The 13699-nt window shown below is 65.4% G+C and carries 10 protein-coding genes; 3 read left to right on the top strand and 7 right to left on the bottom strand.

The features are described 5' to 3' along the window. Window positions 1-40: 40 nt before the first annotated feature. A complete protein-coding gene (locus UP09_RS16205) occupies window positions 41-1339 on the bottom strand; it encodes an MFS transporter (RefSeq protein WP_044539240.1) in 1299 nt (432 codons plus the stop codon). Window positions 1340-1465: 126 nt separating this feature from the next. Next, a complete protein-coding gene (gene ggt / locus UP09_RS16200; protein WP_044539238.1) occupies window positions 1466-3211 on the bottom strand; it encodes a gamma-glutamyltransferase in 1746 nt (581 codons plus the stop codon). Between the two features lie 118 nt (window positions 3212-3329). Between ggt and UP09_RS16195 the strand changes: the two genes are divergently transcribed. Continuing rightward, entirely contained in the window at window positions 3330-4712 is a 1383-nt protein-coding gene (locus UP09_RS16195; protein ID WP_044539237.1) for an MFS transporter, read from the top strand. Between the two features lie 100 nt (window positions 4713-4812). Here the strand turns inward: UP09_RS16195 and purH are convergent, their stop codons facing one another. The 3 genes from purH to UP09_RS16180 all read right to left on the bottom strand — a co-directional run bounded on the left by purH (window position 4813) and on the right by UP09_RS16180 (window position 9904). Further along, window positions 4813-6420: a bifunctional phosphoribosylaminoimidazolecarboxamide formyltransferase/IMP cyclohydrolase gene (purH, locus tag UP09_RS16190; protein WP_044539236.1), complete on the bottom strand. Its 1608-nt coding sequence runs from the start codon at window positions 6418-6420 to the stop codon at window positions 4813-4815. Window positions 6421-6678: 258 nt separating this feature from the next. Next, window positions 6679-8427: a heparinase II/III family protein gene (locus UP09_RS16185; RefSeq protein WP_156164635.1), complete on the bottom strand. Its 1749-nt coding sequence runs from the start codon at window positions 8425-8427 to the stop codon at window positions 6679-6681. A gap of 124 nt (window positions 8428-8551) precedes the next feature. Next, window positions 8552-9904: an RsmB/NOP family class I SAM-dependent RNA methyltransferase gene (locus UP09_RS16180; protein ID WP_044539235.1), complete on the bottom strand. Its 1353-nt coding sequence runs from the start codon at window positions 9902-9904 to the stop codon at window positions 8552-8554. Window positions 9905-10106: 202 nt separating this feature from the next. Between UP09_RS16180 and UP09_RS16175 the strand changes: the two genes are divergently transcribed. Both UP09_RS16175 and UP09_RS16170 read left to right on the top strand, forming a co-directional pair. Beyond that, the gene (locus tag UP09_RS16175; protein WP_044539234.1) at window positions 10107-10328 is read left to right on the top strand and encodes a DUF1674 domain-containing protein; all 222 of its coding nucleotides are present in this window, start codon (window positions 10107-10109) and stop codon (window positions 10326-10328) included. 39 nt (window positions 10329-10367) lie between these two features. After that, window positions 10368-10967 carry a thermonuclease family protein gene (locus UP09_RS16170; protein WP_197082680.1) on the top strand — a complete coding sequence of 200 codons (600 nt, stop codon included), beginning with the start codon at window positions 10368-10370 and terminating at the stop codon, window positions 10965-10967. A 61-nt stretch (window positions 10968-11028) separates the two neighbouring features. On the opposite strand, the gene UP09_RS16165 is transcribed toward UP09_RS16170, so the two are convergent. Together UP09_RS16165 and acs are read right to left on the bottom strand one after the other, a co-directional pair. Further along, the gene (locus UP09_RS16165; protein WP_044539233.1) at window positions 11029-11544 is read right to left on the bottom strand and encodes a L,D-transpeptidase; all 516 of its coding nucleotides are present in this window, start codon (window positions 11542-11544) and stop codon (window positions 11029-11031) included. Between the two features lie 344 nt (window positions 11545-11888). Next, on the bottom strand, window positions 11889-13699 hold a 1811-nt coding region (gene acs, locus UP09_RS16160; RefSeq protein WP_044539232.1), incomplete at its 5' end, for an acetate--CoA ligase.

Raw genomic sequence — 13699 nt, 5'->3', positions numbered from 1 at the left:
AGCAAAGCAAGCGGCGCGCTCGTCGCGCGACCGCGATAAATCACCCACCGGCATGCAGCACGCGGCCGCGGGTCTCCGGCAGCGCGTAGGCGGCGACGAAGAACAGGCCATAGGCTGCCACCGCGAAGATCGCGATCGCGTTTGCGAGCGTGGTGGTGGTCGACAGTGCGCCGACCAGGAACGGGAACAGCGCGCCGATGCCGCGGCCGAAATTGTAGCAAAAGCCCTGGCCGGAGCCGCGCAGCCGCGTCGGATAGAGCTCGGTGAGGAACGCGCCCATGCCGGAGAAATAGCCCGAGGCGAAGAAGCCGAGCGGGAAGCCCAGCACCCACAGCACTTCATTGGAGAGCGGCAGCTGGGTGTAGAGCAGCACGATGGCGATGGCGCCGAGCGAGAAGATCAGGAACAGATTGCGCCGGCCGATGCGGTCGGCGAGCCAGGCGCCGACGAGATAGCCAATGAACGAGCCGATGATCAGCGTTGCAAGATAGCCGGTCGAGCCGACCACCGAGAGATGGCGCTCAGTGGTGAGGAAGCGCGGCACCCAGAAGGTGATCGCGTAATAACCGCCCTGCATGCCGGTTCCGACCAGCGACGCCAGCAGCGTTGTCTTCAGGATCGGCCCCTGAAAAATTTCCAACAGCGAGGCGGGGCCGGTCCCGGACGCTTGCTGCTGCGCCATTGTCGCGGCCGATATCTCCGGCTCCTTGACGTAGCGGCGGAGATAGAACACCAGCAGCGCCGGCAATGCGCCGATCACGAACATCCAGCGCCATGCGTTCTCCGCCGGCAGGTAAGAGAACAGGATCGCCTGGGCCAGCACTGCAAGGCCCCAGCCGATCGCCCATCCGGATTGCACCGAACCGACCGCGCGTCCGCGATATTGCGGCCGGATCGCCTCGCCGATCAGCACCGCACCGGCCGCCCATTCGCCGCCGAAGCCCAAGCCGAGCAGCGCGCGGGCAATCAACAGCTGATCGAAGTTCTGCACGACGGCGCAGACCAGCGAAAACACCGAGAACCAGGCGATGGTGAGCTGCAGCGTCTTCACCCGGCCGATGCGGTCGGCGAGATAGCCGCCGAGCCAGCCGCCGACAGCGGAGGCCAACAGCGTCACGGTGCCGGCGAGCCCCGCGGTGCCGGGGTCGACCTTCCACAATGTGATGATGGTGCCGATCACGAGCGGATAGATCATGAAGTCCATGCCGTCGAGCGTCCAGCCCGACGCGCAGGCCCAGAACGTGCGCCGCTCCGGCAGATTCATGTCGCGGTAGAAGGCGAGGAGACTGGTGTCCTCGATCTCGGCGACCTCGATCGGCTTGGACTCGGCCGTGCTCATGCGTTCCCCCGGAGAAACGTGTCACCGGCTTTTTGCACTCCGCGGCCGGACTTGCGCGGAAGTGAGCAACCTAGCGCGATGCTGGTGGGCGGGCAAAGGCGCATTTGCGCCGTGCCCACCCACGGTTCACTGCCCCGCGGCCTCCGAGCCGCGCGTGCGCGGGTCGGGCGCGCCGAGCAGGCCGTTGGGCGTCACCGCAATCGAATTGGCCGAGGAATAGCCGAGCGGCTCGACCAGCGTGTGGCCCTTGGCCTTCAATTCGACGAGCACATCGTCCGGAAAGCCGCGCTCGATCCGGACCTCGTCGGGCAGCCATTGGTGATGCACCCGTGGCGCCGCGACCGCAGCGGCGATATCCATCCTGTAGTCGATGACGTCGACGATGATCTGCGTCACCGCCGAGATGATGCGGCTGCCGCCGGGCGTGCCCGTCACCAGCACCGGACGGCCCGCCTTCAGCACGATGGTCGGCGCCATCGACGACAGCGGCCGCTTGCCGGGTCCGGGCAGATTGGCCTCGAAACCGACCAGGCCGAAGGCGTTGGAGGCACCCGGTGCTGCGGTGAAATCGTCGAGCTCGTTGTTGAGCAGCACGCCGGTGCCGTCGGCAACGAGGCCGACGCCATAGGGGAAGTTGAGCGTGTAGGTATTGCTGACGGCGTTGCCGCTGGAGTCGACAACGGAATAGTGCGTGGTGTTGCTGCCCTCGTGCGGCGGCTTCGCATTCTGGATGTCGGTCCAGGGTGTGGCGCGGATAAGATCGATGGTCGCACGCTGCTTGGCGGCGTAGTCCTTCGAGATCAACAATTGCGTTGGCGCGTCGACGAAGGCGGGATCGCCAAGATAGCGCGCACGATCGGCATAGGCGCGCTTCATCGCCTCGATCATCGCATGTAGCGAGGCCGCCGAGCCTTGCTTCATGTCGGACATCGGGAAACCTTCGATAATGTTGAGGATCTCCAGCAGCACGATGCCGCCGGAGGAAGGCTGCGGCATCGAGACGATGTCGTAGCCGCGATAGGTCCCGCGCACCGGGGTGCGAATGACAGCCTGATAGGATTTCAGGTCGTCGACGCCGATGATGCCGCCGGCATTTCCGATGCCCTTGACGAGCTTCTCGGCGACCGCGCCCTCGTAGAAGCCGCGCGGACCCTGTTCGGAAATCGCCGTCAGCGTTGCGGCGAGATCGCTCTGGACCAGGCGGTCGCCTTCGTGCAGCGGCGTGCCGTCGGCATGGGAAAAGGTCTTGGCCGTACCCGGCCAGCGCGACATGCGGCGATACATGTCTCCCAGCGTATCTGATGTGTCGTCGGTGATGATGAAGCCGTCGCGCGCCAGATCGATCGCGGGTTTCAGGATCTGGGCCAGCGTGAATTGGCCGGAGCCGTATCTCTCCAGCGCCAGCGCCAATCCCGCCACGGTGCCGGGCACGCCGATGCCGAGCGCGGAATTGCGCGACTTGTCGGGATCGGGCTTGCCGTCGGCGCCTAAGAACATGTCGCGTGTGGCGGCTTGCGGTGCGGTCTCGCGATAGTCGATCGCGATGTTCGCGTCATGCTCGGCAAGATGGATCACCATGAAGCCGCCGCCGCCGATATTGCCGGCGCGCGGATAGGTCACCGCCATCGCAAAGCCGGTCGCGACTGCGGCGTCGACCGCGTTGCCGCCCTGGCGCAGGATGTCGGCGCCGATGCGCGCGGCAAGCTTCTCCTGCGCCACCACCATGCCGTGTTCGGCGGGAATGCTGTGAATAGCATCAGCGGCCGGCGGCGTGTAGAAGCGGCGCTGCTCCTGGCCAAGCGCCGGCGCGAAGAGACCGATCACCAGGAGCGCGGCAAACAGCCGTCGTGACATCGTTGCTGTCAGCGCCATCGAAACTCCCGCCCGTTCATCGCCGATGTGACATTCGCAAGACAAGCTCATGCTATATGGGAACGCGTCGGCGAGGCAAAACGCCTGTTCGTGATTCGACGTGAGGATATTTTTGGCAATGACGGCGACGGGACAGACGGGCGCTGCTGACACGAAGACCTATCCGGGCCGCGCCGCCGTCATCAGCTGGATTTTCTTCGACTGGGCCGCGCAGCCCTATTTCACGCTGATCACGACCTTCGTCTTCGCGCCCTATTTCGCAAGCTTCGTCGCACCGGACCCGGCGAGCGGGCAGGCGCTGTGGGGCTTTGCCACGGCCGCCGCCGGACTCGCGATTGCGCTGCTGTCGCCGGTGCTGGGCGCGATTGCCGATGCCAGCGGCCGCCGCAAGCCGTGGATCGCGGGTTTTGGCGCGCTGCTCGTCATCGGCGCCAGCGCAATGTGGATCGGCAAGCCCGGTGATCCCGGCGTGATTCCTGCGCTGCTGCTCGCCTATGCGATCGCGAGCGTCGGCGTCGAATTCGCGACCGTCTTCAACAATGCGATGATGCCCACACTTGTGCCGCCGGAGAAAATCGGGCGCCTCTCCGGCACCGGCTGGGCCACCGGTTATGTCGGCGGCATAGTGAGCCTTGTGCTGGTGCTCGGCTTCCTCGCCGCCAATGCCGAGACCGGCCGCACGCTGTTCGGATTCACTCCGTTGTTCGGCCTCGATCCCGTCACGCATCAGGGCGACCGCATCACCGGGCCGCTGACGGGACTTTGGTTTATCATCTTCGTGGCGCCGATGTTCCTGTTCACGACGGATTATCCGGCCAAGCTTCCGATGCGCGCGGCGATGGGCGAAGGTTTGCGCGAGCTCCGGCAGTCGCTGGCCGAGTTGCCGAAGCAGAAATCGCTGGCCCGGTTCCTGCTGGCGAACATGATCTACACCGATGGGCTGGTCTCGCTGTTCGCCTTCGGCGGCATCTATGCGGCTGGCACGTTCGGCTGGGACACGATCCGCATCGGCACCTTCGGCATCATCCTGGCAATCGCCGGTACGTTCGGCGCGTGGCTCGGCGGCCGGCTGGATGATGCGCTGGGACCGAAGCGCGTGATCATGGGCAGCATGTCGATCCTGTTGTTCGCCGTCATCGCGATTCTCACTGTGAACAAGGATTCGATCTTGTTCGTGCCGGTCGCGCCGCCCGTGCCAGGCGGCCCGCTGTTCGCCGGTGCTGCGGAGCGCGCCTATGTCGTGCTTGGCTGCCTGATCGGTGCTGCCGGCGGGCCACTGCAGGCGGCCTCGCGCACACTTTTGATCCGTCTCGCGCCGAAGGATCGCATCGCGCAGTACTTTGGGCTGTTCGCGCTGACCGGGAAGGTGACGTCGTTTATCGGCCCGCTGCTGATTGGCGCGATCACCGCTGTGACCGCGAGCCAGAAGGCCGGCATGGCGGTGCTGGTGGTGTTTTTCGTGGTGGGCTTGGTGCTGCTTGCGCGGGTCAGAAGCAACTAACCGCGGTCATTCCGGGGCATCGCGTAGCGATGAACCCGGAATCCATCGTGCCGCGGATGAATGGATTCCGGGTTCGAGCTTCGCGCGCCCCGGAATGACGTTAATGCCGGAAATGCCGCACGCCGGTGAACACCATGGCGATGCCGTGCTCGTCGGCGGCCTTGATCACCTCGTCGTCGCGCATCGAGCCACCGGGCTGGATCACCGCGGTGGCGCCGGCCTCGATGCAGGCGAGCATGCCGTCGGCGAACGGGAAGAAGGCGTCGGAGGCGACCACCGAACCCTTGGTCAAAGGCTCGGCGAGCTTCAGCTCGGCCGCCGCATCCAGCGCCTTGCGCGCGGCGATGCGGGCGGAATCGACCCGGCTCATCTGGCCGGCGCCGACGCCGACGGTCGCGAGATCCTTGGCGTAGATGATGGTGTTCGACTTCACGTGCTTGGCCACCCGGAAGGCGAATTTGAGATCGCGCAGCTCGGCCTCGGTCGGCGCGCGCCTGGTCGCGACCTTGATGTCCATGTCCTCGACCACGGCATTGTCGCGGCTCTGCACCAGCAGGCCGCCGGCAACCGTCTTGGCGGTGAGACCGACCGCACGCGGATCGGGCAGTCCGCCGGCGAGCAGCAGGCGCAGATTGCGCCGTCCAGCGATGATCGCGATCGCCTCGTCGGTGGCATCGGGCGCGATGATCACCTCGGTGAAAATGCCGATGATGGCGCGCGCGGCCTCCGCATCGAGCGTGCGGTTGACCGCGATGATGCCGCCATAGGCCGACGTCGAGTCGCAGGCGAGCGCGCTGCGATAGGCGGTGGCGAGATCGGGGCCCTCGGCGACGCCGCAGGGATTGGCGTGCTTGACGATAACGCAGGCCGCCGTCCGCTTCGGGTCGAACTCGCCGACGCATTCATAGGCCGCGTCGGTGTCGTTGATGTTGTTGTAGGACAACTCCTTGCCCTGCAATTGCCGCGCGGTGGCGACGCCCGGCCGCTTCTGCGGCGTGGCATAGAACGCTGCGGTCTGGTGTGGATTCTCGCCATAGCGCAACGACTGGATCAGCCGGCCGCCGAAAGCGCGGAAATCCGGCGGGTTGCGCGGTGTGCGGGGGTCCTCGAGTTGGGCCGCAAACCAGTTTGAAATCGCGGCGTCGTAGGTTGCGGTTCGCGCATATGCCTTCGCGGCCAGGTGACGTCGCACGTCCAGAGGCGTGGCGCCATTGAAAGTCTCGAGAGACTTCGTAATCAGGCCGTAGTCTTCTGGATCGACCACGACGGCGACGTCGTCATGGTTCTTTGCCGCGGCGCGGATCATCGCGGGGCCGCCGATATCGATGTTCTCGATGCACTCCTCGAAGCCGGCGCCTTTGTCGACCGTCGCCTCGAACGGATAGAGGTTGACGACCAGGAGATCGATCGGCGCGATGCCGTGCGAGGCCATCGCGGATGCGTGCTCCTTGTTGTCGCGGATCGCGAGCAGGCCGCCATGGACCTTGGGATGCAGCGTCTTGACCCGGCCGTCCATCATCTCGGGGAAACCGGTCAGCTCGGAGACGTCCTTGACCTTCAGCCCGGCCGCCGCAATCGCCTTGGCGGTGCCGCCGGTCGAGACCAGCTCGACGCCATGCTCGGCCAACGCCCTGGCGAAGTCGATCAGTCCGGTCTTGTCGGAAACGGACAACAGAGCGCGGGTCACGCGGCGAAGCTGTTCGGTCATATCGGAAATCCCTGGCTGTTAAGGCAGCCGGGTAGCATGGTTTGGCAGGGTGCGAAACCGGTGCAGGGGGTTGATTCCCCCGGAAATTGGCTGTGATTGGGCGCAAATTTCCGGCGCGCCACACCCATCCCCCGTCATCCTGAGGAGCCCGCAGGGCGTCTCGAAGGATGAATCGGCCCGGCTGGTGGCCGTCGACCCTTCGAGACGCGCTTCGCGCTCCTCAGGGTGACGGTACGTTCAGCGACCGGATGCTTTGTCCTACAGCGGCAGTTCCGGCTCGCGGCGGGCGTTGCGGCGGGCATTGGTGGCGGTGGCTGAGGTCGAGGAACGCACAAAACTCCAGCGCAGCGACGAGGCCTGCCGCGCGTCCTGGCGGATCACAATCTGGGAGGTCCGGCGCGGGCCGTCATTGCCGGCCAGGAACACGCTGTCCTCGAGATCGACCTTGTCGTCGAGCGCCTCGAAGGTCCAGACGTCGCGGTTCGGCAGCACCAGCATGACGCCGCGCGCATCCGACAGCCGGCTTGCCTTCACCGACGGGTGCAAATGAAAGCGCAGCGCAAAGTCGGATTCGCCCTTGATGCGGCCGCCCGGCGCCGGCGTCAGCGAGTCCTCGCCTTCCAGCCGCGTGCCGTCGTGAGAGACCATCAGCACACGGCGATGGATCACACCGAAGCGGGCGAGATAGCCGTCATGCGAGGTGGTCAGCATGTCGCCATCGGCGACGGCCTCGCGGTAGTGCTCGACATTGTTAGGACCGCTGGTGATCGGCGCGCCGCGCAGCAGCCGTTTCATCGCCGACAGCTCGACGAATTGGCACGACGAGGCCTCATGATAGGTCAGCGTCGAATGCGCCGCGGTGGAGCGCGCGAACGGCCGCCAATTGTCGCGCCCGGTGGCCGGCATGCCGCAATTGACGACGATGCGGCTGGGACCGGAGGAGAACTCGAACGACAGGCAACCGGCATGCGCGTCCTGGCTGACGCTCGCCGGCGGCGGCGGGCCAGTGTCGATGATCACGGTCGCAGCAGCCGCGTCGAGCCGCTGGAAGCCGCTATGCGGCATGCTCGCCATCGGCACGCCGTGGGTGTCGTCATAGGCGAGCAATGTCGCGACCAGATCTGATGGCGCGGTGCTCATGCCGTTGAAAAGCGCGAAGCTGCCGTCGCCGTGACGGAAGAAGCGCATCATCGGCATCATGCGGTCGATCGCGTTCAGCAGCGCCGGCGGCGGCGCGATGTTGCGCGCGGCAAAAGTCTGCCGCAGCGGCAGCATATCGCTGAGCAGTTCGACCAGCGCGCCGGGATTGCGCGAGATATGGCCGCCATCCGGCAGGATCTGGCGCTGCAATTCGTCGGAGAGTCTTTTCGAGGCTGCGCGGATGCTCTTCGCCTGGTTGGCGAGGCAGAGCGCGGCGTAGCACAGCGCGATCAGCACCTGCAGGCGTGGAACGCCGTCATTGTCGAGCGTCGAGTAGCGCAGATAGCGAATCTCGCGCGCCAGCCCGCGCAGATATTTGCGGTAGAATTTTCCGTCGGTGTCGCCGAGCACCAGCGGCGCCTGCGACAACAGCGAGATCACGCGCCGCGCGCGGACATCGGCGCGGCGTTCCAGCGGCCGCCGGCGCGCCTGGTTGGAGATCCAGTCGTCGACCAGCGAGCGGGCGTTGGCGCGGGTCAGCGCGGTGTCGGCAGCGCGCAAATGGCGCAGCCAGCCGAAACCGAGCAGCGCCGCTTCCCAATCTTCCGATGGCGGCTCGAGATCGAAGATCGAGCGTCCGTGGCAGGTGACGATCTTGCCCGCGAACACGAATCGGCCGGCATAGATTTCGGCGGCACGGGTGGCGTCCGCGGTCCGCAGGTCGTGCGGGGCGATGATCAGCCGGTCGGTCCGGCCGGGCCACAGCCGCGACAGCGCAACCGTGCTGCCGCTGGCGCGTGCGATCAGGCTGCGCGCGAAACGGCCAGCAATCAGCGTCGAGATGCGTCTGCTTTGAGCGACCGACACGCCTAACCTTGTGGGGAGGAGATTTTCAGCGAATCCATATCTAATCCGGAAACGCGCCCAAGACACCCTCTTGAAACCGCGCGAATCAGCCGGAGCTTAGAAAATTCAAGTTTAAAATCAGGATTTAACCAGCGGACTTAACCAGTCTTGCCGCGTAAAATCCATCCAGCCCGCCCAGCCTGGGGTCTTCATGGGGCAAATGGCAGGGCAGGGTGCGCAAATCGCCGTCGGCGGTGATGATGTCGGCGAGGCCGGCAACCTCGCCTGTCTCAACCGGCGCACGCCGCAGGCCTGATTCGGAGGCCAGCAGCGCTGATATCGCCTGCTCGCCTTCCTCCGGCTCCAGCGAGCAGGTGCAATAAACCAGCGTGCCGCCGGGTTTCAGCAGGGCAACAGCCTTTTGCAGCAGCCGCTTCTGCAATCCGGACAGTGCGGCGATGTCGGCCTCCTGCCGCAGCCAGGCGACGTCGGGGTGGCGCCGGATGGTTCCGGTCGAGCTGCAGGGCGCATCGACCAGGATGCCGTCGAAACTTTCGGCTTCCGCGGACCACTCGGCCGCGTCGGTCATGACGGTATCAGCCTGCAGCGCGAGGCGCGTGAGATTGTCGCGCAGCCGCGCCACGCGCGCCGGCGACCGGTCGATGGCGGTGACGCGGGCGCCAGCGAGCGCAAGCTGGGCGGTCTTGCCGCCGGGCGCCGCGCAGAGGTCGGCGATCGCCTTGTCCTTGACGTCGCCGAACAGGCGCACGGGCAGCGCGGCGGCGGCGTCTTGCACCCACCATTGGCCTTCCGAAAAACCCGGCAGCATCATCACCGAGCCCTGCAGCAGCGTGCGCACGGTTCCGGTCGGCAGCGTCTCGCCATGCAGCCGGGTTGCCCATTGCGGCGCATCCGCCTTCACCGTGAGATCGAGCGACGGCTCGTGGCCGAGCGCGAGCGCCATGTCGCGCGCGGTCGCCTCGCCATAATGCGCGGTCCAGCGCGCCATCATCCATGGCGGCAGATCGAGGGTCTGCATCTTGACTTCGTCGATCAGCCCCTGGCCCTCACGCGCGCAGCGGCGCAACACGGCATTGACCAGCCCGGCATATTTCGCGGCGCGCCGGTCCGACTGCACCAGCCGCACCGAGAGATCGACCGCAGCGTGATCGGGCACGTCCATCCAGAGAATCTGTGCCGCGCCAATCAGAAGCGCGCTCTGTGCCCGCGGTGCGTCGGTCGGAACGCCGCGGTTGAGCAGGCGCGAGAGCACATGGCCAAGCGTACCGAGACGGCGCAGGATGGTCGACACCAGACGGCGCATCAGTGCGCGGTCGCGATCGGCCAGCGACTTCAGGCCGGGATGCGCGCCGGCGCCGTCGAGCTGGTCGTCGAGCGTGCGATGCTTGTGCAGGACGCCGTCGAGAATGTCGGCCGCGATCCGGCGTGCCGCGAGGCCGGGCACTTCTGTGGGAGCTGCAAATCTTGAAGGAGGCATGGAGCGGTAATATCTTTGAAGGTGCTGAGGTTACATTCGGCTCATGCCCGTGACTTGCAAACACCTGTGGCATGCGAATATGCCAAATGTAAGAATCATCAGGCGGTATCTTGCGATCGTCATGCCGTCGATGAGCCGACCTTGAAGTACGAGACACGCGTCCGGAAAGTTTTGCCAAAGAGCTCTGCCAAAGAGACCTGCTATGTCTGAAAAATTGTCGTCGCCACCGGAACCCGCCCCGCGCAAGCCGCTGACGCCGGCCGCGCAGCGCGCGCTCGCCGAGGCCGCAGAGCGGCGCAAGGCCGCCGAGGAGGCTGCCGGTCAGGACGCTGCGGCGCGGCCGAAGGAATTCCAGGGACCGAAAGGTCCGGAACCGACTCGCTACGGCGACTGGGAAACCAAGGGCATCGCGTCGGACTTTTGAGGCCTTTCCTGACGAGCCGACTCGGGTGCAATTGGGAATATGTCCCCAGATGAAAGAATAAATACTCATCGTGGCTCGCGGCGACTGCCGTTCGGCCGTTCACCCTGGGGCCGCCGCGCCGCGGCCGCGCTGCCATGGCTGTTCGTGCTCGGCGTGGCCGCCGCGACGATGCGGCCGATTCGTCAGTGGGTGCACTGGCCACTGCCGCACTGGTCCGACAGCCGGTCTCACGATACCGACGCGATCTGGCAGCGTGCCGGGGCGCCGGATGTCCGGCATCCCGTCGACGTGATCAGGACGATCGACGGCGACACCTTCGAGGCGCTGATACATGTGAGCGAGGGCTTTACCCCGATCACCCATGTCCGCTTGCGCGGCATCGATGCGCCGGAGCTGAAGGCCTCCTGCCCGCAGGAGCTTGAGATGGCGCAAGCGGCGACGTCAGCGCTGCGCGATCTGCTCGGCCAGGGTGGTGTCGCGATCTACAATATCGGCCCCGACAAATATCAGGGGCGTGTCGTCGCCGACGTCGTGACTGGCAAGACCGACAACGTCTCGGCCGCGCTGCTCGCATCGGGCCACGCGCGTGCCTACAATGGCGGTCACCGCGGCAGCTGGTGCGCGAACGCGACGCGCTAAGCGACGCCATCAACAAAAAAGCCGCGCGGATGCGCGGCTCTTCTTTGCGATACTTGTGAGATCAGCGGGTGACGACGACGGTCGTGCCGACCGAGACACGCTGATAGAGATCGGTGATGTCGGTGTTCAGCATGCGGATGCAGCCGTAGGACACGAAGCCACCGACCGAGCCCGGCATGTTGGTGCCGTGGATCGCATATTCGCCGCCGGCCAGCGTCATTGCCGCCACGCCCATCGGATTGTGCGGCGAGCCGCCGGGGATCACGTTCGGCATGTTCGGCTTGTCGCGCTTCACCTCGGCGGGCGGTGACCAGGCGGGATTGGTGTATTTGCCGTCGATGCGGGTGGTGCCGGCCCACTGCTTGCCGGACTTGCCGACGCCGACCGGGTACCGCATCGCGTGGCCGGAATCGACGATCAGATAGAGCCGCCGTTCGTTGGTTTTCACGACGATGGTGCCCGGCGAATAATTGTCGGCGTGAAGCCCGACCATTTCAGGCCGCGCTTGCGCCGCCGACGACATCAAGACACCCGCCCCGATGGTGGCAGCCAACGCCACCGCGATCCTCATCGACATCAACCTTCTCCACTTCCCAACGGCTCCCTGTGGGAGCCTAAAAACGAAGCTACAGACCCCTGAAAAGCCGGGCCTGCTGGTCTCACGCACGCAATGTTAACTGCGTGTCTTAACCGGATGGTTTCCAAACCGGTCGCGAGACGCGTCCTGATGACGGGAGGAAAGGAAATGTTGGGATTAAAGTAAATGACTTGAAAACAACACTTGGCCACAAACGCGCCGCAGAGCCGCCTTGCCTCTGACAATCCCGTGACGTGCCAACCTTGAAAAGTCAGGGGCCGCGGCGGTCATCGCGCGCGGCCCCTGCATCTGCTTCCGAAATTACCCGGCGTCGATTACGCCAGCTAACCCTTCTTGTTCTGCCGGTTCTGCACGAGATCGTCGACCACGGCCGGATCGGCCAGCGTCGAGGTGTCGCCGAGGGTCGACGGCTCGTCCTCGGCGATCTTGCGCAGGATACGGCGCATGATCTTGCCGGAGCGGGTCTTCGGCAGGCCGGGCGCGAACTGGATCAGGTCCGGCGAGGCGATCGGCCCGATGTCCTTGCGGACCCAGGCGACCAGCTCCTTGCGCAGCGCCTCGGACGGCTCGGTGCCCTTCATCAGGGTGACATAGGCGTAGATGCCCTGGCCCTTGATGTCGTGGGGGTAGCCGACCACGGCGGCTTCCGAGACTGCGGGATTGGCGACCAGCGAACTCTCGACCTCGGCGGTGCCCATGCGGTGGCCGGAGACGTTGATGACGTCGTCGACCCGGCCGGTGATCCAGTAATAGCCGTCGGCGTCGCGGCGGCAGCCGTCGCCGGTGAAGTACTTGCCCTTGTAGGTCGAGAAATAGGTCTGCTCGAACCGGGCATGATCGCCATAGACCGTGCGCATCTGGCCCGGCCAGGATTTTGCGATGCAGAGGTTGCCGGAGGTCTCGCCGTCCAGCACCTTGCCGTCGGCATCGACGATTTCGGGCACCACGCCGAAGAACGGCCGGGTTGCCGAGCCCGGCTTGAGTTTGGTTGCGCCGGGCAGCGGCGTAATCAAAATGCCGCCGGTCTCGGTCTGCCACCAGGTGTCGACGATCGGGCAGCGCTCGTCGCCGACCACGCGATGATACCATTCCCAGGCTTCCGGATTGATCGGCTCGCCGACCGAGCCGAGCAGCCGCAGCGATTTGCGCGAGGTCTTCTTCACGGGATCGTCGCCGAACTGCATCAGCGCGCGGATCGCGGTCGGCGCGGTGTAGAAGATGTTGACCTTGTGCTTGTCGATCACGTTCCAGAAACGGGAGTTGTCCGGGTAATTCGGCACGCCCTCGAACATCAGCGTGGTCGCGCCATTCGCGAGCGGCCCGTAGAGGATGTAGCTGTGGCCGGTGACCCAGCCGACATCGGCGGTGCACCAGTAGATGTCGCCGTCGTGATAGTCGAAGACGTATTGATGCGTCATCGAGGCGAACACGAGATAGCCGGCGGAGGTGTGCAGCACGCCCTTCGGCGTACCGGTCGAGCCTGACGTGTAGAGAATGAACAGCGGATCCTCCGCGTTCATTGGCTCGCACGGGCACTCCGAGGTCACCATCTCGGCGGCCTCGTGATACCAGAGGTCGCGCGTCGGGTTCATATCGATCGCACCACCAGTGCGCTTCACCACGACGACCCAGTCGACGCCGCCGCTCTTGGCAATGGCCGCGTCGACATTGGCCTTCAGCGGCACCTTCTTGCCGCCGCGCAGGCCTTCGTCGGCGGTGATGATCACCTTGGATTCGCAGTCCTTGATGCGCTGGGCGAGGCTGTCGGGCGAGAAGCCGCCGAACACCACCGAGTGAATGGCGCCGATCCGCGCACAGGCCAGCATCGCGTAGGCGGCCTCCGGAATCATCGGCAGATAGATCGTGACGCGGTCGCCCTTCTCGACGTTCCTTGTGCGCAGGATGTTGGCCATCTTGCAGACTTCGTCGTGCAGCTCGCGGTAGGTGATGTGCTTGGACTCGGAGGGATCGTCGCCCTCCCAGATGATCGCGGTCTGGTCGCCGCGCGTCTCCAGATGGCGGTCGATGCAGTTCCAGGCGACGTTCAGCTCGCCGTCCTCGAACCATTTGATCGAGATGTTGCCGGGCGCGAAGGAGACGTTTTCAACCTTGGTGAAGGGCTTGATCCAGTCGA

Source organism: Bradyrhizobium sp. LTSP885, from assembly GCF_000938305.1.
Taxonomy (GTDB): Bacteria; Pseudomonadota; Alphaproteobacteria; order Rhizobiales; family Xanthobacteraceae; genus Bradyrhizobium.
This window is presented reverse-complemented; position numbering and strand designations above follow the sequence as displayed.

Bases quoted from the DNA above. Each gene is read 5' to 3' on its own strand.
- UP09_RS16205 (WP_044539240.1), bottom strand. From the start codon at position 1,339: ATGAGCACGGCCGAGTCCAAGCCGATCGAGGTCGCCGAGATCGAGGAC.
- ggt (WP_044539238.1), bottom strand. From the start codon at position 3,211: ATGGCGCTGACAGCAACGATGTCACGACGGCTGTTTGCCGCGCTCCTG.
- UP09_RS16195 (WP_044539237.1), top strand. From the start codon at position 3,330: ATGACGGCGACGGGACAGACGGGCGCTGCTGACACGAAGACCTATCCG.
- purH (WP_044539236.1), bottom strand. From the start codon at position 6,420: ATGACCGAACAGCTTCGCCGCGTGACCCGCGCTCTGTTGTCCGTTTCC.
- UP09_RS16180 (WP_044539235.1), bottom strand. From the start codon at position 9,904: ATGCCTCCTTCAAGATTTGCAGCTCCCACAGAAGTGCCCGGCCTCGCG.
- UP09_RS16175 (WP_044539234.1), top strand. From the start codon at position 10,107: ATGTCTGAAAAATTGTCGTCGCCACCGGAACCCGCCCCGCGCAAGCCG.
- UP09_RS16170 (WP_197082680.1), top strand. From the start codon at position 10,368: ATGTCCCCAGATGAAAGAATAAATACTCATCGTGGCTCGCGGCGACTG.
- UP09_RS16165 (WP_044539233.1), bottom strand. From the start codon at position 11,544: ATGTCGATGAGGATCGCGGTGGCGTTGGCTGCCACCATCGGGGCGGGT.